At 74.9% G+C, this 18,422-nt stretch carries 17 protein-coding genes; 10 read left to right on the top strand and 7 right to left on the bottom strand.

Annotation, left to right across the window (positions count from 1 at the left end):
* Window positions 1-49: 49 nt before the first annotated feature.
* Window positions 50-844 carry an alpha/beta fold hydrolase gene (locus KBY47_RS26855; RefSeq protein WP_210925254.1) on the bottom strand — a complete coding sequence of 265 codons (795 nt, stop codon included), beginning with the start codon at window positions 842-844 and terminating at the stop codon, window positions 50-52.
* Between the two features lie 91 nt (window positions 845-935).
* Here KBY47_RS26855 and KBY47_RS26850 point away from each other — a divergent pair, with 91 nt between their 5' ends.
* Window positions 936-2,294 (top strand): PLP-dependent aminotransferase family protein, encoded by a 1,359-nt coding sequence (locus KBY47_RS26850; protein ID WP_210925252.1) that lies wholly within the window; start codon window positions 936-938, stop codon window positions 2,292-2,294.
* Here KBY47_RS26850 and KBY47_RS26845 read toward each other — a convergent pair.
* Entirely contained in the window at window positions 2,185-3,129 is a 945-nt protein-coding gene (locus KBY47_RS26845) for a hypothetical protein (RefSeq protein ID WP_210925250.1), read from the bottom strand. The genes KBY47_RS26850 and KBY47_RS26845 overlap by 110 nt on opposite strands.
* A gap of 442 nt (window positions 3,130-3,571) precedes the next feature.
* Between KBY47_RS26845 and KBY47_RS26840 the strand changes: the two genes are divergently transcribed.
* Window positions 3,572-4,006 carry an SH3 domain-containing protein gene (locus tag KBY47_RS26840; RefSeq protein WP_210925248.1) on the top strand — a complete coding sequence of 145 codons (435 nt, stop codon included), beginning with the start codon at window positions 3,572-3,574 and terminating at the stop codon, window positions 4,004-4,006.
* A gap of 128 nt (window positions 4,007-4,134) precedes the next feature.
* On the opposite strand, the gene KBY47_RS26835 is transcribed toward KBY47_RS26840, so the two are convergent.
* On the bottom strand, window positions 4,135-4,590 hold the full coding sequence (locus KBY47_RS26835) for a hypothetical protein (RefSeq protein ID WP_210925246.1): 456 nt from the start codon (window positions 4,588-4,590) through the stop codon (window positions 4,135-4,137).
* 128 nt (window positions 4,591-4,718) lie between these two features.
* On the opposite strand from KBY47_RS26835, the gene KBY47_RS26830 reads away from it, so the two are divergent.
* From KBY47_RS26830 to KBY47_RS26805, 6 genes are all read left to right on the top strand, one after another.
* Window positions 4,719-5,921 (top strand): PP2C family protein-serine/threonine phosphatase, encoded by a 1,203-nt coding sequence (locus tag KBY47_RS26830; RefSeq protein WP_210925244.1) that lies wholly within the window; start codon window positions 4,719-4,721, stop codon window positions 5,919-5,921.
* 87 nt (window positions 5,922-6,008) lie between these two features.
* Window positions 6,009-7,073 carry a hypothetical protein gene (locus tag KBY47_RS26825; protein ID WP_210925242.1) on the top strand — a complete coding sequence of 355 codons (1,065 nt, stop codon included), beginning with the start codon at window positions 6,009-6,011 and terminating at the stop codon, window positions 7,071-7,073.
* Between the two features lie 286 nt (window positions 7,074-7,359).
* Window positions 7,360-8,706 carry a helix-turn-helix transcriptional regulator gene (locus KBY47_RS26820; protein WP_210925240.1) on the top strand — a complete coding sequence of 449 codons (1,347 nt, stop codon included), beginning with the start codon at window positions 7,360-7,362 and terminating at the stop codon, window positions 8,704-8,706.
* Window positions 8,707-8,775: 69 nt separating this feature from the next.
* Window positions 8,776-9,786, top strand: coding sequence for a permease (locus KBY47_RS26815; RefSeq protein ID WP_210925238.1), 1,011 nt, complete (start codon window positions 8,776-8,778; stop codon window positions 9,784-9,786).
* Window positions 9,783-10,538: a TIGR03943 family protein gene (locus KBY47_RS26810; protein ID WP_308405299.1), complete on the top strand. Its 756-nt coding sequence runs from the start codon at window positions 9,783-9,785 to the stop codon at window positions 10,536-10,538. The genes KBY47_RS26815 and KBY47_RS26810 overlap by 4 nt, the downstream gene beginning before the upstream one ends.
* Before the next feature lie 189 nt (window positions 10,539-10,727).
* The gene (locus KBY47_RS26805; protein WP_210925234.1) at window positions 10,728-11,474 is read left to right on the top strand and encodes a GAF and ANTAR domain-containing protein; all 747 of its coding nucleotides are present in this window, start codon (window positions 10,728-10,730) and stop codon (window positions 11,472-11,474) included.
* A 16-nt stretch (window positions 11,475-11,490) separates the two neighbouring features.
* On the opposite strand, the gene KBY47_RS26800 is transcribed toward KBY47_RS26805, so the two are convergent.
* Window positions 11,491-12,291 carry a hypothetical protein gene (locus KBY47_RS26800; protein WP_210925232.1) on the bottom strand — a complete coding sequence of 267 codons (801 nt, stop codon included), beginning with the start codon at window positions 12,289-12,291 and terminating at the stop codon, window positions 11,491-11,493.
* A gap of 151 nt (window positions 12,292-12,442) precedes the next feature.
* Here KBY47_RS26800 and KBY47_RS26795 point away from each other — a divergent pair, with 151 nt between their 5' ends.
* The gene (locus tag KBY47_RS26795; RefSeq protein ID WP_210925230.1) at window positions 12,443-13,405 is read left to right on the top strand and encodes a nucleoside hydrolase; all 963 of its coding nucleotides are present in this window, start codon (window positions 12,443-12,445) and stop codon (window positions 13,403-13,405) included.
* A gap of 113 nt (window positions 13,406-13,518) precedes the next feature.
* Here KBY47_RS26795 and KBY47_RS26790 read toward each other — a convergent pair whose 3' ends face one another.
* Window positions 13,519-14,466, bottom strand: coding sequence for an LAETG motif-containing sortase-dependent surface protein (locus tag KBY47_RS26790; RefSeq protein ID WP_210925228.1), 948 nt, complete (start codon window positions 14,464-14,466; stop codon window positions 13,519-13,521).
* Between the two features lie 371 nt (window positions 14,467-14,837).
* Here KBY47_RS26790 and KBY47_RS26785 point away from each other — a divergent pair, with 371 nt between their 5' ends.
* A complete protein-coding gene (locus tag KBY47_RS26785; RefSeq protein WP_210925226.1) occupies window positions 14,838-16,496 on the top strand; it encodes a glycoside hydrolase family 13 protein in 1,659 nt (552 codons plus the stop codon).
* 13 nt (window positions 16,497-16,509) lie between these two features.
* Here the strand turns inward: KBY47_RS26785 and KBY47_RS26780 are convergent, their stop codons facing one another.
* A complete protein-coding gene (locus tag KBY47_RS26780) occupies window positions 16,510-17,661 on the bottom strand; it encodes a Xaa-Pro peptidase family protein (RefSeq protein WP_210925223.1) in 1,152 nt (383 codons plus the stop codon).
* Window positions 17,661-18,155 (bottom strand): hypothetical protein, encoded by a 495-nt coding sequence (locus tag KBY47_RS26775; protein WP_210925221.1) that lies wholly within the window; start codon window positions 18,153-18,155, stop codon window positions 17,661-17,663. The genes KBY47_RS26780 and KBY47_RS26775 overlap by 1 nt, the downstream gene beginning before the upstream one ends.
* Window positions 18,156-18,422: the final 267 nt, after the last annotated feature.

Raw genomic sequence — 18,422 nt, 5'->3', positions numbered from 1 at the left:
GCCCACCCCCGTCTCCGCGGGACCGCCCCGGCCCCCTCCTGTTCACCGTTCACCCCTCCAGTCTCGCCAGGAAGTCCCCCAGCGCGCGGTTGAACTCCGCAGGCCGCTCCAGATTGGGCATGTGGGCCGCGCCCTCGATGACGTGCAGGGTGGAGTCGGGGAGGGCCGCGTGCATCGACTCGGCGTCGGAGACGGGCGTGTAGGCGTCGTCGGCGCCGACGACGACCAGGGCCGGGACCGGGAGGCTCGCCAACAGGGGCCGGTAGTCGGGGCGTTCGGCCCGGCCGCGCAGGGCCGCCGCGGCGCCCTCGGGGGATGTCGCCGTCATCATGCGGTGGACGTGCGCGCGGACGGCCGGGTCGGCGTACGGGGCGACCATCCGGTCCAGCACCTCGTCGGCGTATCCGCGCATGCCCTCGCGCAGCAGCCGGTCGGCCATGGCGTTGCGGTCACGCCTGCCCCGCTCGGTCTCCGGGGCGGCGAAGGTGTCCGCGAGGACCAGGCCGCGGACGCGGTCGCCGAGGCGGGCGCGGCACTCCATGGCGATCTGGCCGCCCATCGACAGACCGGCGAGGACGAAGGTGTCGACGGCTAGGGCGTCGAGGAGTTCCTCGATGTCGGCGGCGAAGCGGGACAGCGGGGTCACGCCGGGGACGACCGGGGAGGCGCCGTAGCCGCGCAGGTCGGGGGCGACGACCCGGCGTCCGGGGGCGAAGGCCTCGATCTGCGGTGCCCACATCGTGCGGTCGAAGGGGTGGCCGTGGACGAGGACGAGGGGCAGCCGGGAGGGGTCGGAGGCGTCGCCTTTGTCGTCGTAGGAGAGGTATGCGGGATTCGCGGTCATGTGAGCGACCCTAGGGTCGGCCAACTCCTCGGTGCAATAAAATCTTTGCCCTCGGTGCAATCCCGGAACCGATCCCGGGAAGGAGGAGTCCATGAGGGACCGCGACTACCGGCGGATCGCCGACCGCATCGCCGCCGACATCGCCTCCGGGCGGCTGGGGCCGGGCCAGCGGCTGCCTCCGCAGCGGACGTTCGCGCGACGGCACGGGATCGCCGCGTCCACCGCCGGGCGGGCCTACGGCGAACTCGTACGGCGCGGTCTCGTCGTCGGCGAGGTCGGCCGGGGCACCTTCGTACGCGCCCACGCCCCGGCGGCGGACGGGCGGCCCCTGGTCGAGCCGACGGGCCCCGCCACCCCCGTGAACCTCCAGCTCAACTACCCGTCCGTGCCCGGCCAGTCGGAACTGCTCGCCCCCGCCCTCGCGCCCCTGCTCCGCCCCGACGTCCTCACCGGGGCGCTGCGGCCCGCCGCCGCCACCGGAACCGCCGCCGCCCGCGAGGCCGCCGCCGCGCTGCTCGGCATCCCCGACCCGGGGCGGGTGCTGTTCACCGGCAACGCCCGCCAGGCCATCGCCGCCGCCCTCGCCTCCCTGGTGCGGCCCGGCGGCCGGGTCGGGGTGGAGGAGCTGACGTACCCGCTGGTCAAGGAGATCGCCGGGCGGCTGGGCCACACCCTCGTCCCGCTCGCCATGGACGCCGGCGGAGTGCGCCCGGACGCCGTCGCCGCCGCCCACCGAGGCGCCCCCCTCTCCGCCCTCTACCTCCAGCCGACCCTGCACAACCCGACCTCCACGACGATGAGCGGCGCACGGCGGGCCGAACTCACCGCCGTCGTCACCGCCTTGCGCATCCCGGTCGTGGAGGACCGCATCTGGTCCTTCCTGTACGACGGGTACGAGGGCCAGGAGCCGTTCGCCCGCCACGCCCCCGCCCTCACCCACCTCGTCGACGGGCTCTCCAAACGTGTCGCCCCCGGGCTCACCGTCGGCCTGCTCGTCGTACCGCCGGAGCGGGTCGACGCCGTGGCGGACGCCATCCGGTCGGGCGGCTGGAGCGCGGGCCGGTTCGCGCTGGAGGCGGCCGTGCGGTGGATCGGGGACGGGACGGTGGCGCGGCTGGTGGCTGCCAAGCGTGCGGACGCGGCCCGGCGGCAGGCGCTGGTGCGGCGGGCGCTGGCCGGGACCGGGGTGCTGCGCTGCGATCCGCGCGCCTACTACGCCTGGTGGGAGCTGCCGTCGCCGTGGCGCGCCGACACCTTCGCGGCGGCAGCGGCGGAGCGCGGGATCGCGGTGACACCGGGCCCCGCCTTCGCCGTGGACCCCGGCCGGGCCCCGGACGCGGTCAGGCTCGGGCTCGCGTCGGCTCCGGAGGAGGAACTGGGCCGGGCGCTGGTGACGCTCGCCGGCCTCGCGGGCGGCGTGGCAGGTTCCGGACCCGGTCGAAGCGGGTGAGCCAGGCGGCGAGGGCGACCGCCAGGCCGAGGCCGCACAGCAGCCAGGAGGCCGTGCGCAGGGTGGCGGTGAGGGCGTCGTAGACGGCGCCCGCGGCCGGGCGGTGCAGGTCGTCCGGGACCCCGGCGACGGTGAGGTGACGGCCGATCGCGACCGCGACGCCGAGCAGCGCGCCGCCGAGGGCGGTGCCGAGACCGGTCGCGGTGAGGGCCCGGCGTCGGCGGGCGGCGACCGCGATCCCGGCGACGGCGAGCCCGACCGCCGTCGAGGGCAGCCAGAACGCGGCGACCTCGAGCATGTCGTACCCCTTCCGCAGCCGGTCCACGGCCGCCGCCGGTAGCACCGCGACGCGGGTGTGCTCGACCGGGATGCGGTCGGCCAACGGGACGTGGTCCTCGGCCAGTTGGCGTTTGACGCGGTCGGCGACCGGGGCGAGGTCCACGGTGACGGGCCGTCCGTCGCCGTGGCCGTCGCGCAGCGCGCGCAGCACCGCGTCGTGGGTGGCGCGGTTCGCCGCGTCCCAGCCCGCGCGGTAGGCCTCGGTGTGGGTGAAGGAACGCACCGCGGACCGTACGTAGGGCGTCATGGCGCCGAGGTCGGCGCGCTGTTCGAGGCCGTCGCCGACGGTGTCCGCGACCGCCGCGCGGACCGCCGGATCACTGGAGAGCGGCGCCATCGCGCGCACATAGCGACCGGTGTCGGCCAGCCCGTACGCCGCCCAGGCGGCCAGCGCGCCGAACGGAGCGAGCAGACAGGCGAGGGCGACCAGGGCGGCGGACAGGGCGCTCCGGAGGCGCGGACGGGGGCGCGGGCGTGCGGGCTTGGGCAGCTGCATCTCCCCAGGCAAGCCCGGGGGCAGGGGCGGTGCCAGCGGGACGCGTACGGATGGCGGCGACGGCGGCACCGAACGGGCGGTGGCGCCGGGCGGGCGGTGGCTAGCCGGGCGGGCGGTGGTGCCAGGCTTGCGGTGGCTAGCCGGGGGTGTGGTGGCTAGCCGGGAGTGTGGTGGCTGCCGGGTTGGGGGGTGTGCCGGGCGTGCGGTGGCTGCCGGGTGGGCGGTCGTGTCGAGTGGGCGGTTGTGGCGCACCGTGGTGGCGCGGCACCGGCGGTGGTGTCGGACCGGCGGTCGGGCCGCGCGGGTCGTGGGTGCCGGACCGGGCGTCGTACCGAACGGGCGGTCACCGCGCCCGTACCCGCCCCGAGCTGGGGTTTCCGCTCTCCGGTGGAGGCTTCACCCGAACGGGTGTTTCCTGGTGCTGGGGAGAAGGAGGCTGATCATGCGCACCACCTTGGCCCTGCGGACCCTGACCGCGGCCCTGCTCACCGGCGGGACGTTCGCCGCCACGGCGGCGGGCACCACGGCGGCGGCCGCACCCCCGGCACAGCCCAGCTACGCCGAGGGACGAGGATCCGGCGGTCCGGTCTGGGGCACCATCGTCTCCCGCACCGATCTCAACGTGCGTGCGGCGCCCACGACCCACTCGGCCGTGGTGGACCGGCTCGCGCCGGGCACCGTGGACCGCGTCGAGTGCAAGGTCCGTGGGCAGAGCGTCAACGGCAACCCGTACTGGTACTGGCTCACCGGTACCGAGGCGTGGGCGAGCGCCGCGTTCGTCGACACCGACCGCGGGGTGCCGAACTGCGCCGACCCCTGTCCGGAGTGGAAGGACGGGCGCTGGCACCACTGGAACGACCCCTACTGGGGCCGCTGACCTCCTGTGGAGGGATGAGGGAGAAACGCGGGTCCCGGCCCGAGCGGCCGGGGCCCGCGTTCCCGTCAGCCCGTCAGGGAGCGTCAGCCCGTCAGGGAGCGTCAGCCCGTCAGGTGGGCGTCAGCCCGTCAAGGGGTGCGATGGCCCTCCGCGTCCTCGTGCGTGTAGTAGCGGTAGAACAGCACCACGAAGACCACCGCGCCGATCGCCGCGGCCATGACGGCGGAGCGCAACGCGGTCTTGTCGGTCTGCGCGTACACGAAGCCGAACGTGCCGCCGAGGAAGACCGCCCAGGTCAGCGCGTGCACCTCGCGCCGCATCCGCGAGGTGACGAAGAGGACGGCGGCGCACAGCACGATGAACGCGACCGCAGTGGTGAAGCCGAACAGCAGGTTCCAGCCGGTGATGGGGCCGCCGGAGCGCCGGTTGGCCGCTGCCCAGTAGCCGACGATCAGGCCCGACGCGATGGTCAGGGTCCACCTGACGATCATGTGGGTGCGCGCGCTGAACACGTCCGGCAGGGCGGTGCTGGTGGCGCGGTCGCCGGCCGTCAGCCGACGGGGCGTGGGTGCCGCGTGAGCCATGGGAGCACTCCTTCCTCTCCTCGCCCCCGGGTTGCCCCGGGGTTCCAGGGCACACCTGCCGACAGCGACCGGCAAGTCGGCGGCCCGGCCGGGTGCGGGGCGGGCGCCCCCGTGCTTCGCTGAGGTGCATGACCAGCCCCAGGTCCGTGAGCGGGGGCGGCGGGGGCCAGAGCCTGTTCGACCGGTATCCGCAGGCCCGGCGGCGGGACAGCCTGCGCCGCCAGCAGATGCTGCGTGTGCGCGGTCGCAGCGTGGCCTGGCTGCCGCCGCTGGTGCTGCTCCTGGGCATCGTGATGGTCGACATCCACACCACCACCGACTTCCGGATGATCTCCTGGCTGGTGCTGGTCCCCGGTATCGCCGCCGCGATCTGCGGGGTGTGGGGCACGGTCGTGTACGCGGTCCTGGCACCGATGACGTACGTCGCCGTGGACAGCCAGCTGCCCCCGCAGCACCAGGCCGGACCCGCGGACCTGGTGCTCGCCGCGATCGGCGGGGTGCTGGCGACGGCGGCGTGCGTGGTCCGGGTGCGCGGTGAGGCACGGGCGCTGCACATGGCGGACATCGCCGACACGGTCCGCCGCACCCTGCTGCGCCCGATGCCGTCCGACTGGGGCGGCCTGGACCACGCGGCCGTCTACCTCGCCGCCGACAGCGATGCCCGGGTGGGCGGCGACTTCTACGACATCCAGCCCGGCCCGTACGGCACCCGGGTCCTCCTCGGTGATGTGCAGGGCAAGGGGCTGCGCGCGGTGGAGACGGCCGCCGCGCTGCTGGGCACCTTCCGGGAGGCGGCGTACCACGAGCCCGACCTCCGCACGGTCGCCCGGCGGCTGGAGACCCGGCTGCGGCGCCACCGCGACCACCAGGCCGCGCTGGGCCGCGCCGACGGCGACCGTTTCGCCACCGCCGTGCTGCTGGGCTTCCCGCCCGACGCGGTCGGCAGCGTGGACGTCGTCAACTTCGGCCACGACCCGCCGCTGGTGGTCGGCGACGACGGGGAGGTACGGCAGCTGCCCCCGGGGGACGGCCTCCCGCTCGGGCTCGGCGAACTCGCGCGCCCCGACGGCCAGCCGCCTCCGGTGCGCACGGTGCGCGTCTCCACCGCGGAGACGCTGCTGCTGACCACCGACGGGGTGACGGAGGCCCGGGACGGCCGCGGCGCGTTCTACCCGCTGGCGCGGGAGGTGGCCAAGGCCGTCGCCCAGGACCCGAGGGTGGCCCGCCCGCGCCGGCTGGTCACCTTCGTACGGGACGGCACGCTGCGGCACTGCGGCGGCCGTCTCGCCGACGACACCACCGTGTTCGCGGTGCGCCGACGCCCGCTCTGACCTGCCGGTGGCCTACGGGGTTGGCGGGCGCACCGGTTACCGTGCTGCCGTACGTGATCGACGCGGGGAGCGACAGGGGAGGGGACGATGCCGGGAACCGTGCTGCTGCTGGCGGCCTCGCCGACGGGCCGGGGGCGGCTGGTCGACGCGGCGGCGGTGCTTCCGGTACTGGCCGCCGTACCGCCCGGGGTGCTGGCCGGGACGGACACCGCCAATGTCGTCGAACTGGCCGACCCCCTCGAACCGCAGGCCGTCCTCACCCGGCTGCGGGCCGCAGCCGCCGCGCCCGGCCCGCTCACCGTCTACGTCACCGGGCAGCTCCAGCTGGACCGCCGCCAGCGCCTGCCGCACCTGTCCCTGGCCCGCACCACCCCCGCCACGGTCCGCTACACGGCGTTCCCCTGGCACTGGTTCCGCGAGGAACTGCGGCTGCGCGCCCCCGACACCACCACCCTGCTGGCCGACCTGCACGCGGACCCGGACGCCTGGTCCCACCTGCACGGCACCCCGCTCGACACGGGACGCTCCACCGCCGTCTACGGCCGGATCGCCCCGCCCCCGCCGCACCGCCGCACGCCCGCGTCACCGTCGTACATGAAGGCCGTCGCGACCATCCTCCGCAGCGGCCACCGCCCTCCGTTGGAACACCTCCACCAGCAGGCCCTCTCCCGCCTCGCGGACGACCCCGCGACCGCCGCCTCCCTCGTCCTCACCTCCGCCCCGCCGCTGCCCGGCGACCCGCACGCCGCGATCAGCGCCGCCGTCCGCTCCGGCCGCCACGCGGACGCCGACGCCCTCGCCGCCCGCTGCGAACAGGCCGCCGTCCGCGCGCACGGCCCCGGCACCGAGGAGGTGCTGCACTGGACGGAGGTCCGCGCCGACCTGGCGATGCTCGCGGGCGACGCGCCCCGCAGCTGCCACACCTGGCTGACCATCGCCACCACCCGCCTCGCCGTCGGCCAGTCCCCCGACACCCCCGCCGTCGAGACGGCCGTCGACCGCGCCCACCACCAGTGGGGCCGCATCACCGACCCGACCCGCGCCCGCGAACTGGGCCCGGCCCTCGCGGACCTGCGCCTGCGCGTACCGGGCAGCCACAAGGGCGCCCTGGCCGACGTGCACCGACAGCTGCGGCAGCTCCAGGCGGGGTGAGGTTCAGCGCAGTGGCAGCGCGTTCGCCGCTGTCATCAGGGACGCGATGGCCAGGAGGGCCGCGGTGAGGGGGCGGGCGTGGCGGGCGAGCAGGTCTCGGAGCACGGGGACCTCGCACGGCGACGGCAGCGGGTGACGGGGCGGTGACGTTCAGGGGTGACAGCGTGTGATTAAGCGGGTTTAACGTGCCGCTTAACGTAGGGGCTCGGCGCGTCAACCGCAAGGGATGCTTGGGCAGTTCAAGTAAAACGGCAGGCGTAAGTCGGCTTACTGGCATGCTTACCGCATGGCCGAGCGTGACGACCCCGAGATCATCGGACGCAGAGTGCAACAACTGCGGACGGAACTCGGGCTGACCCAGCGGCAGTTGGCGGAGCCCGCCTACACGCCCGCCTACATCTCCACCCTGGAGGCCGGGCGCGTACGGCCCTCCGAGCCCGCCCTGCGGCACATCGCCGAACGGCTCGGCGTGGGGTACGAGGAGCTGGCCACCGGGCGGCCCACCGGGTACGCCACCGAGCTGCGGCTGAAGCTCACCGAGGCCCAGCGCACCCTGGCCACCGGCGAGACGGAGACCGCCGCCGCGGAGTTCACCAAGCTGCTCGACGACGCCGAGCGGCACGGGCTCGTCGCCGAGCAGGCCGACGCGCTGCTCGGGCTCGGGGAGTGCGCCCTGGAGACGGGCGACCTGGAGACCGCACGGCAGCGGTTCGAGGAGGCGGAGGCGCGGCTCGGGGAGGACGCGCCGCTGCCCGCCCGGGTGCCCGCCCTGCGGGGGCGGGCCGTCGCCCACTACCTCGCCGGGGAACTGCGGTACTCCTGTTATCTGTTCGAGTCGACCCTCGATGAGCTGAACCGGACCGGGATGCATGATCCCGACGCGTTGTTGCTGCTCTACAGCGGTGTCATCGCTCCCTACATGGACATGGGCGCTCACGCGCGTGCCGCGCAGGCCGCCGAACTCGCCCTCGCGCTCGCCCCGCAGGCCGGCGACCTCGCGCTCGTCGCCCGTATGCACCGCTCCGTCGCCCGCACCATGATCGCCGAGGGCCGGACCGACGAGGCCGACGCCTCCCTCGCCAAGGCCTCCGAGCTGTACCGCCAGCTCCAGATCCGCACCGAACTCGCCAACTGCCACTGGATGCGCGGCTACCTCCACGCCCAGAACGGGGCCTACGAACGCGCCGAGCAGGAACTGCGCGAGGCCCGCCGCATGCTCTCCGCCAAGCGCGCCGCCCTCTACCACAGCCAGGCCACCGTCGAACTCGCCGACGTCCTGCACCGCCGCGGCAAGTCCCAGGAGGCCGCCGCGCTGCTGCACGAGGTGATCAGCGACCTCACCTCCGAACGCGGCGCCCTGCACTCCGCCGCCGCCCACCGCCTCCTCGGCATCATCGCCGAGGACGCCCGCGACACCGACACCGCCGAGGAGCACTACGTCCGCGCCCTCAGCCTCCTGGAACGCGCGGGCGCCGCCGCCGACCTCGCCGACCTGTGCCGACTGCTGGGCGACCTGTTCCGGCGGACGGGGCGGGTGGAGGCCGCACTCGACGCCTACCGGACCGGGCTCGGACACCGTACGGCGCCCGGCCACACCACGCTGGGGCCCGCGCCCGCACAGCCGCCCCTGTGACCTCCCCCAGCCGGGGCACAGCCGCACCGGCTAGCCTGCGCGGGACACATCGAACGGCAGGACGGGCGCGTGCGGGAGCAGCAGCAACGGACCATCGGCGACGGGCTGTGGCTCGGGGTGCGGGCGGTCGTCTACGCCGTGGTCGGCGGTGCCGCGCTGGTCGCCATCGCGACCGTCGCCTCCGTGCTCGGGCCCATGGTGGCCCTGGACCTGTACACCCCGGCCGTCGCCGCCTGGTGGACCGTGTTCACCGCGATCACCGTGCAGGGCGTGCCGTTCCTGCTGCTCGGCACGGTCGTCTCGGCGGCCATCGGCGCCTTCGTGCCCGAGCGGGTCTTCACCCGGCTGCTGCCCCGCAACCAGGCCCTCGCCGTCCCCGTCGCGGGCGCCGCCGGAGTCGTCCTGCCGGGATGTGAGTGCGCCTCGGTGCCCGTCGCCGGCAGCCTGATGCGCCGCGGGGTCGCCCCGGCCGCCGCCCTCGCCTTCCTGCTCTCCGCGCCCGCCATCAACCCCGTCGTACTGGTCGCCACCTCCATCGCCTTCCCCGGCCAGCCGGAGATGGTCCTCGGCCGGCTGGTCGCCTCGCTCGCCACGGCCGTGGTGATGGGGTGGCTGTGGGTCCGCTTCGGGCGGGAGCGGTGGCTTCGGCCGCCACGGCGGTCCGAGCCGGCCGGGCTGACCGGCCCGCGCGCCTTCGCCGCCGGGCTCCAGCACGACTTCCTGCACGCCGGCGGCTTCCTCGTCGTCGGCGCGGCGGCCGCCGCCACCTTCAACATCGCCGTGCCGCGCTCGGTGCTGGAGCTGTTCACCGACTCCCCCTGGCTGTCGGTGCTGCTGCTCGCCGTCCTCGCCGTGGTGCTGTGCGTGTGCAGCGAGGCCGACGCCTTCGTGGCCGCCTCGCTGACCGGCTTCTCGCCGACCGCGCGGCTGGCCTTCATGGTCGTCGGGCCGATGGTGGACCTGAAGCTGATCGCCCTCCAGGCCGGGACCTTCGGGCGGGCCTTCGCGGTGCGGTTCTCGGCGGTGACCTGGGTGGTGGCCGTGGCCAGCAGTGTTGTCGTGGGGTGGTGGCTGCTGTGAGCGCGCGTCGGTACGGGGGGCCGCTGCTGCTGCTCCTCACGGGGGCCGCGGTGCTGCGGATCTCCCTCTTCAGCGAGCTGTACCTGCGGTACGTACAGCCGGGGCTGCGGCCCTACCTCGTGGTCTCGGGGGTGGCGCTGGTGCTGCTGGGGGCGGTGCTCGCGGTCGTCGCCGCGCGCCGCCCGGACGGCGAGGAGGACGGCGACGGTCATGATCCGGATCAGGATCAGGATCAGGGCCATGGTCACAGCCATGGCCACAGCCCCCGTGTCGCCTGGCTGCTCACCCTCCCCGCCCTCGCCCTCCTGCTCTTCCCGCCGCCCGCCCTCGGCTCCTACAGCGCGGAGCGGGAGGCGGCGCAGCGGGCGGCGCAGGGGGTCGGGACGTTTCCCGGGCTGGCCGCCGGGGATCCGGTCGACCTCACCCTGGGGGAGTTCGCGTCCCGGGCGATCTACGACAGCGAGCGGTCGCTGAGCGGCCGTACCGTCCGTATGACCGGCTTCGTCACGCGGGACGGCGACGGCACCTGGTACCTCACCCGGCTCTCGGTCGCCTGCTGTGCCGCCGACGCCGCCACGGCCAAGGCGGAGGTCCGGGGCGTGACCGCCCCTCCCACCGACAGCTGGGTCACCGTCACCGGCACCTGGCGTCCCGAGGGCGCTCTCGGCGACGAGGAGGCGTGGCCCCCGGTGCTGGACGCCACCGACGTGGAGACGGTGACGGAACCGGCGAACCCGTACGAGAAACGGTGAGCCGGAGCCGTATGTGAGGGCCCCCGGAAGGTCGGCCGAACGGCGGTTTCGGGGCGGGCGGCACGGGTAGTCGGGCCACGTTTCCGGGCGGGTGCGCTGCCGCGGGCCGTGTCCTGTCCCCGGTCCGCTTCCGGCGCGTCCGTCCGGACCCCCAAGGGCCCGAGAGGCCGACGACCGGAGGAGGAGGGTGTGCCCGGCTCGGACGATCCCCAGTCCTGGCGAGGACGGCACGACGACCCCGTCGAAGCCATCGCCGAGGGCGTCCGGGGCGCCGCGCCCGCACAGGTGCCGCAACGGCTGTGCGGGGTGGCGGCCCGGGTGCTGCCGGTGACCGGCGCGAGCGTGTCGCTGTGCGGCGACGGCCTGCCGGTGCCGTTGGGGGCGAGCGACTCGCGTGCGGCGTACCTGATGGATATCCAGGCCACGCTCGGTGACGGCCCCTGTCTGGACGCCGCGCGCACCGGCACGCCCGTGCTGGCCCCCGACCTCACGGCCGGTCCCGACCCGCACCGCTGGCCGGTCTTCGCCCAGCAGGCCACGGAGGCCGGGGTGCGGGCGGTGTACGCGCTGCCGCTCGGCGCCGCCGCCCGCTGCCTGGGCACCTTCGACCTGTACCGCGACTCCCCCGGCGAACTCGCGCCCCGGGAGCTGCACACCGCGCACGCCATCGCCGCGGTGATGACGGTGGCGCTGATGGCGCTGCCGTACGAGGAGGAGAACGGGCGGCGCGGGGACGGGCTCTGGCTGACCGAGCTGGCCACCGACCACGACGAGGTCTACCAGGCCACCGGCATGATCATGGCCCAGCTGGGGATCGGCGCGGACGAGGCCCTGGCCCGGCTGCGGGCGCACGCCTTCGCGCAGGGCCGCACCATCCTCGGCGCGGCCCACGAGGTGGTCGCGCACCGCACACGGTTCGACGAGGAGCGTCCCTAGGGCCGCTCGGAGAGGCTCAGATCTCCGCCCGGCCCTGCCTGCGCACCGTCGCCAGGCGGTCCGCGCCCAGCTCGGTGACGGACTGGGTGATCTCGGACCATACGACGTCCAGCCCGCCGTTGGTGACGGTGAACGCGTCGTCACCGACCCGGGCGACGGCCACGTCCAGGGTCAGGGTCTCCTCCTCGTCACCGGTGTCCGGGGTCAGGGTGAGCCGCAGGCCCTGGCGGGCGTCCCCGGCGTCCGGCAGCGCGGCGTCGTAGACCCGCACCTGCTCGACGGTGCCGCCCGCGGTCCGCGCCCGGAACTCGCCGCACTTCTCCGGCAGGGTCGCCAGCCAGGCGAGTGTCCGGTCGACATCCGCGGCGCGCTGGGCGGTGATCTGGTGGCGCAGCTGGGCCCCGGTGTAGCTGTCGTCCAGGCCGACCACGGCACGCGGGGGAGCGCCGAGGAGCTCGTCGGTGTAGAGGCCGTCGAGGAGACGCTGGCAGTCGGCGGGCGTGCCCGCCGCGGCCTTCGCCTTGAGGTAGCCGTCCCGCCAGGTGGCGGCGCCCTCGGTGGGCACCCACGGCTCTCCCAGGTCGGTCTCCGTGACCAGGGCGGCCCGGGCCTGGGCGGTGCTGAGGGCGGGCGCGGTGGCGGGGTCCGCGGGCGCCGACTGGCGGGTGGCACGGGAGGCGGGGGTGGAGGCGGGCGCCTTGTGCGCGGTCCCCGGGTCCCGGTCCCCGGTGCCCGCACAGGCGCCCGTGGCCAGCAGTACGGCCGCCGGGAGGGCGACGGCCAGGACGACACGGGCGGCGGCCGGGGGTCGGGTCATCGAGGGTGCCTCCGGGGGGACTTGGCGGGGGGCCTGCTCACACGGGACCACCGTCCCCCCGTGTCCACCAGTTCGACGGGCCGTCCGGGTGAGGGGCTGCGTAGGGTCGGGCCGTACCCACGCAGAGGAGCCCCACGCAGAGGAGCCCGCCGTGAGCGGTCAGTCCATCCCCGTGATCATCGACTGTGACACCGGCGTCGACGACGCCCTGGCCCTGCTGTTCGCCGTCCGGCACCCCGGCATCGACCTGCGCGCGGTCACCTGTGTCGCCGGGAACACCGACGTGGACGGCGTCGTACGCAACACCCTCACCGTGCTCGAACAGGCCGGGGCACCCGGTGTCCCGGTCGCCCGGGGCGCCGAACGGCCGCTGATCGAACCGGTGCGGGTGGCCCGGCACGTGCACGGGGAGGACGGCATGGGCGACCTGGGCCTGCCCGCGCCGACCCGGGTACCGGTCGACGTGGACGCGGTGACCCTGCTGCGGCGGGAGATCCTCGCCTCCCCGCGCCCGGTGACGCTGGTGCCGACCGCGCCGCTCACCAACATCGCCCTGCTGCTGCGCACCCACCCGGAGGTGGTCCGCAACATCGAGCGGATCGTGTTCATGGGCGGGGCGGTGGAGACGGGGAACGCGACGCCGGTCGCGGAGTTCAACGTGTGGCACGACCCGGAGGCCGCGGCGATCCTGCTCACCGCGGGGGTGCCGATCACGATGTACGGCCTCGACGTGTTCCGGCGGGTCGTCGTCCCGGGCGCGGATGTGCGGCGGTTGCGGGCGAGCGCGGAGCCCGCGCTGCGGATGGCGGGGGAGTTGCTCGCGCACCGCGATCCGGCGGCGTCCGGGGATCCCACGCCGAGTGGGGGGCTCGGGGATGCGGGGGCGGTGTGCGCGGTGGTCGATCCGGCGGGGCTGACGACGGCGGCGCTGCCGGTGGAGGTCGCGTTGGCGCCGGGGCCCACGCGGGGGCAGACGGTGGTCGACCGGCGGGCTCGGGAGGGGGAGGCCGAGGTGCACGGGCTCGGCCGTGAACGGCCTTTGGTGGACGTGGCGTTGGGGGTGGACGTGGAGCGGTACGTGCGGTTGTGGTTGAAGGTGGTGGAGGGGGCGTAGGGGGCGCGGGTGTGTGACCGGCCGCGGGTTCGTCGTGGCTGGTCGCGCCCACGCGGCGGAGCCGCATGGTGTCACAGTCCCGCGCCCCAGGGGACGCGAAGCCTCCGTCAGCCTTACGCGCGCGCCTTGCGGCGGCGGGTCGTCACGACGATGGCCGCGCCGCCCGCCAGCAGGACCGCCGCGCCGAGGGCGATCGGGCCGGTCGTGCTGCTCGCGCCGGTCTCGGCGAGGTCGCCGTCGCCGCCGTTGGTGCTGGGGGCGGGGGCGGCGCTGGACTCGCTGGCGCTGGGCGTCGGCGCGTCCGTCGACGGGGTGTCGGTGGCCTCCGTCGGGGTCGGGGTGGGCGCCTCCTCCGACGGTGTGCCCTCGTCCTCGGTCGGGGTCGGCGTCGGGGTGCCCTCGTCCTCGGTCTCGTCCGGCGTGGACGGCTCGGGCGTCGGCTCGGTCGTGCAGTCCTTCGTACCGCCGTTCCAGGCGGCGATCAGCTTGTCCTTGATGACCGGCCGGTCCGGTCCCTTGGGCAGCTCACCGTGTTCGAAGCCGTCGTTCGCGTCGAGCAGGCCGTCGAACTTGACGGCGCCCCGGTAGAGGTCGACCTGCGCGAAGCAGCCCGCGTCGGGCACGGCGATGTCGAGGGTGTCGGTGGCGCCGGGCTTCACCGTGACGGTGTCGAAGTCGACGAAGACCTGCTCGCCGGAGGTGGCGAAGGTGGCGCCGTGGGCGAGGTAGGAGGCGAGGGAGGCGGTGCAGCTGGTGGCGCCGCCGGCGGCGCGGACGGTGATGTGGACCTTGCCGTCGGCGCCCGGCTTGAGGTTCTGGTCGTCGACCTTGACGGAGTCGAAGAAGGCCGTGCCGTCGAGCGAGAACTGGCAGCGGTCGGTCGCGGTCTGCGTGCCCGCGCCGGTGCCGGGCTTGTAGCTGCCGCCGGACCCCCAGCCGTCGCCGCCGCCGTGTGAGCCGGTGGCCCAGGCGGTGGCGGAGGCGGAGGCGGCGCAGAGGGCGAGGGTCGCGGCGCCCGTCCCCAGCAGGCGTCGCACGGTGACACGTCTCGCTATGGACATGCGGATCCCATCTGAAGGTGTGCAAGACCCGGGCGACGGCAGCGGGAGCCGGCAGCGGGAGACGGGCACGGCTGCGGCTGGTCGGGCCGGGAATGGTCTGAGAAACACCGGGCCCACTGGTCACATGGGCCACAGTGAGGACCATCGTTGTCCTGTCCCCGACTACCTGTCAACCTGCGGCAACGCAAACGGACTTCATGATTCCTTCGCATCCCGAGCGCGTTTCCGCCGCATTCGAAGAGATCTCCTCCGCAAGGCGGCGCAACGTGACGCAACGCGACGCAGCGTGACCAGGTTCACTTTTCCGGCGATGTGGACAGAGTTCTTCCTGTCGCCCGCAGGCCGAGCAACAGCAAGAGGAGATCGATCGCGTGACCGCACGGACCCCCGACCTCTCCCCCCGGAACCCCGACTGGTGGCGGCAGGCCGTCATCTACCAGGTCTACCCCCGCAGCTTCGCCGACGCCGACGGCGACGGGCTCGGCGACCTCAAGGGCATCACCCAGCGCCTCACCCATCTGGCCGCCCTCGGCGTGGACGCGCTGTGGCTGAGCCCCTTCTACCCCTCCGAACTCGCCGACGGCGGCTACGACGTCGCCGACCACCGCGATGTCGACCCACGCCTCGGCACCCTCGACGACTTCGACGCCATGGCCGCCGAGGCGCACCGCCTCGGCCTGAAGGTGATTGTCGACCTGGTGCCCAACCACACCTCCCACCAGCACGTCTGGTTCCAGGAGGCGCTGCGCGCCGGACCCGGCTCCGCCGCCCGCGACCGGTACGTCTTCCGCGACGGCCGCGGCCCGCACGGCGAACTCCCGCCCACCGACTGGCAGTCCGTCTTCGGCGGCAGCGCCTGGCAGCGGGTCCCGGACGGGCAGTGGTACCTCCACCTCTTCGCCCCCGAGCAGCCCGACCTCAACTGGGCCAACGAGGAGGTCCGCACCGACTTCCGGACCACCCTGCGGTTCTGGTCTGACCGGGGCGCCGACGGCTTCCGCGTCGACGTCGCCCACGCCCTCGCCAAGGACCTCGACGAGCCGCTGCGCGACCTCGGCGCCCCCGAACTCAGCTCCGAGGCCGCCCTCGCCGACTTCGCCCCCGGCACCCACCCCTTCTACGACCGCGACGAGGTCCACGAGATCTACCGCGACTGGCGCAAGATCCTCGACGCCTACACCCCGCCGCGGACCGCCGTCGCCGAGGCCTGGGTGCCCGGCGCCCGCCGCACCCTCTACGCCCGCCCCGACGAACTCGGCCAGGCCTTCAACTTCGAGTACCTGCAAGCGCCCTGGGACTCCGGTGAACTGCGCGCCCTGATCACCGCCTCGCTCGCCGACGCCCGCGCCGCCGGGGCCTCAGCCACCTGGGTGCTCTCCAACCACGACGTCGTCCGGCACGCCTCCCGGCTGATGCTCCCGCCCGGCACCGACGAGAACGCCTGGCTGCTGTCCGGCGGCCACGCGCCCGGGATCGACGAGGCGGCGGGCCTGCGCCGGGCCCGCGCCGCGACACTGCTGATGCTGGCGCTGCCCGGTTCGTCGTACGTCTACCAGGGCGAGGAACTCGGCCTGCCCGAGGTCGCCGACCTGCCCACCGAGGTGCTCCAGGACCCGATCTGGGAGCAGACCGGCCGGGTCCGCAAGGGCCGCGACGGCTGCCGGGTGCCGCTGCCCTGGTCGACGAGCGGACCGTCGTACGGCTTCGGGCCCGGCGGGGCCTGGCTGCCGCAGCCGGAGCGGTTCGCGCAGTACGCCGTCGAGGCGCAGGACGGGCGGGAGGGCTCGACCCTGGAGCTGTACCGCACGGCCCTGAAACTGCGCCGCAAGCTCCTCGCCGGGGAGGACCTCACCTGGGCGGACGACGCCCCGCCCGGCGTGCTGCACTTCGCCCGCCACGACGGCTGGCGCTGTGTCACCAACCTCTCCGCCGACCCCGTACCGCTGCCCCCGGGCGAGCCGCTGCTCAGCAGCGCGCCGCTGGCCGCGGGCGGGCTGCTGGGGCCGGACACCACGGCCTGGCTCGCCTGAACCGCCCGCGGGCTCAGGCGACGACCGCCAGCTCGTGGGAGGCCCGGTTGAGGGGGCGGGCGCCGGTCTCCGTGCAGGTCAGGGTGTCCTCCAGGCGGGCTCCGAAGCGGCCCGGCAGCCGCAGCGCCGGTTCGACGGCGAGGCACATGCCGGGCAGCAGGGGGTGCGGTTCCGCCTCGGTGAGGTACGGCGGCTCGTCGGTGCTGATGCCGATGCCGTGGCCGGTGCAGGGGACGCGGTAGGGGCCGTAGCCCGCCTCCTCGATGACCGTGCGGGCGGCCCGGTCGACGTCCTGGCAGGGCACGCCGGGCCGCACCGCCGCCAGCGCGGCCCGGTGGGCGGCGTGCACCACGTCGTGGATCCGCTGCTCCTCGGCGGTGGGCTCGCCCACGTGGACGGTGCGGGTGGTGTCGGAGCCGTAGTCGTCCTTGAGGCCGCCGAGGCCGAGGACGACCATGTCGCCGGGCTCGATGACGCGGTCCCCGGCGGTGTGCCGGGGGTCGGCGCCGTTGGGCCCGGAGCCGACCACGGCGACGTCGACCTGGCTGAGTCCGTGCGCCCGCAGGCGCCGGGTCAGCTCGGCGGCCACGTCGGTCTCCCGGCGCCCGGCGAACCGGGCCGACAGGATCTCCGCGTACGCGGCGTCGGCCGCCGCGCCCGCGGCGGACATCCTGGCCACCTCGTGGTCGTCCTTGACCGCGCGCAGCAGCGGCAGCACGGCGGCCAGCGGCCGGTAGCCGGCGAGCGGCAGTGCCTCCCGCAGCCCTTCCAGGTGCAGCGCCCAGGTCATCTCGCAGACGCCGTAGTGGCCGCTGGGGCGGAGCAGTCCGGTGGCCGCCGAGTACGGGTTCTGGCCGTCGCGCCAGTCGGTGATCCGTACGGCGCCCGCGCCGGGGGACGCCTCGGCGGCGGCGCGTTCGGTCGCGGGGACGAGCAGCCTGGGCTCCGCCTCGGGCGTGATGACGAGGAGGGTGAGCCGTCCCGTCGCCGCGCGGGGGCGGTGGCCGCACAGCCGGACGAGTTCGGGGCCGGTGGTGAGGAGCAGTCCGGCGAGTCCGGCGTCGAGGGCGTCGCGGGCGGCCCTGGCCATCCGGGCGGTGTAGTCCCGCTCGGTGAACTGCGCCGGACGGTCCTGGAGCGTCCCGTGGGCTTCCCCCACGGCCATCAGTACCGCACCGCCCTCGCCACCTCCGCGCTCACCTCACCGGACAGGTCGTGGGAGCTGCGGGCGGTGGCCTCAGCCGTCTCACCGGACGGCACGTCGGGCACCTGCACGAGGACCGCGTCCTGGAACCCGCCGTCGGACCCCTCGAACTCGACCAGCACGGCGAAGGACTTCTCGGACCCGGCGGTGTTCTCCACCGTGAGGACGACGGTGGTGCGGCCGTCGCCGTCGGTGGCCGTGGAGCCCAGCCGCACGTCGTCCTTGACGTTGACGCCGTCGCGGATGTCGTCGAGCTTGCGCCCGGCCTCCGCCGTCGCCGACGCCCAGGCGTCGGTGGCGCTCGACGCGGCCGACTCCACGGCGGACGCGGCCTCGCTGACCGACCGGGCCGGGGAGTCCTCGCCGTCGCCGTCGGAGCAGCCCGTCAGGACGGTGCCCGCGAGCGTCACCGCGGCCAGGGTGGCACCCGCGGCCCAGCGCTTCCGGTACGCCATGTCGCCTCCCGCGTCCTTCGGCCACGTCCTCGTCCGGTGAGGCCTCGTGCCTGTCCGGTGAGGCCCCGTGCTTATCCAGTGAAGTCCCGCGTGCCCGGCGCCGCCACCTGTGACGCAGGTCACCAGGGAAATTCGGAACCGGGCATTCCGGACCGGGTTGCGGTTCCCGTATGCGCGATGCCCGCCGGATGACCTTGAGGCGACAGGCGGTGGCGCCTCCGCGGTCGCGATTTCATCGGTAATTGGCCCTCATTCGCCTGTGAATAT

It is taken from the genome of Streptomyces sp. B93 (genome assembly GCF_018070565.1).
Taxonomy (GTDB): domain Bacteria; phylum Actinomycetota; class Actinomycetes; order Streptomycetales; family Streptomycetaceae; genus Streptomyces.
This window is presented reverse-complemented; position numbering and strand designations above follow the sequence as displayed.

Coding starts and splice junctions, on each gene's coding strand:
- KBY47_RS26855 (WP_210925254.1), bottom strand. CDS start 844: ATGACCGCGAATCCCGCATACCTCTCCTACGACGACAAAGGCGACGCC.
- KBY47_RS26850 (WP_210925252.1), top strand. CDS start 936: ATGAGGGACCGCGACTACCGGCGGATCGCCGACCGCATCGCCGCCGAC.
- KBY47_RS26845 (WP_210925250.1), bottom strand. CDS start 3,129: ATGCAGCTGCCCAAGCCCGCACGCCCGCGCCCCCGTCCGCGCCTCCGG.
- KBY47_RS26840 (WP_210925248.1), top strand. CDS start 3,572: ATGCGCACCACCTTGGCCCTGCGGACCCTGACCGCGGCCCTGCTCACC.
- KBY47_RS26835 (WP_210925246.1), bottom strand. CDS start 4,590: ATGGCTCACGCGGCACCCACGCCCCGTCGGCTGACGGCCGGCGACCGC.
- KBY47_RS26830 (WP_210925244.1), top strand. CDS start 4,719: ATGACCAGCCCCAGGTCCGTGAGCGGGGGCGGCGGGGGCCAGAGCCTG.
- KBY47_RS26825 (WP_210925242.1), top strand. CDS start 6,009: ATGCCGGGAACCGTGCTGCTGCTGGCGGCCTCGCCGACGGGCCGGGGG.
- KBY47_RS26820 (WP_210925240.1), top strand. CDS start 7,360: ATGGCCGAGCGTGACGACCCCGAGATCATCGGACGCAGAGTGCAACAA.
- KBY47_RS26800 (WP_210925232.1), bottom strand. CDS start 12,291: ATGACCCGACCCCCGGCCGCCGCCCGTGTCGTCCTGGCCGTCGCCCTC.
- KBY47_RS26790 (WP_210925228.1), bottom strand. CDS start 14,466: ATGTCCATAGCGAGACGTGTCACCGTGCGACGCCTGCTGGGGACGGGC.
- KBY47_RS26780 (WP_210925223.1), bottom strand. CDS start 17,661: ATGGCCGTGGGGGAAGCCCACGGGACGCTCCAGGACCGTCCGGCGCAG.
- KBY47_RS26775 (WP_210925221.1), bottom strand. CDS start 18,155: ATGGCGTACCGGAAGCGCTGGGCCGCGGGTGCCACCCTGGCCGCGGTG.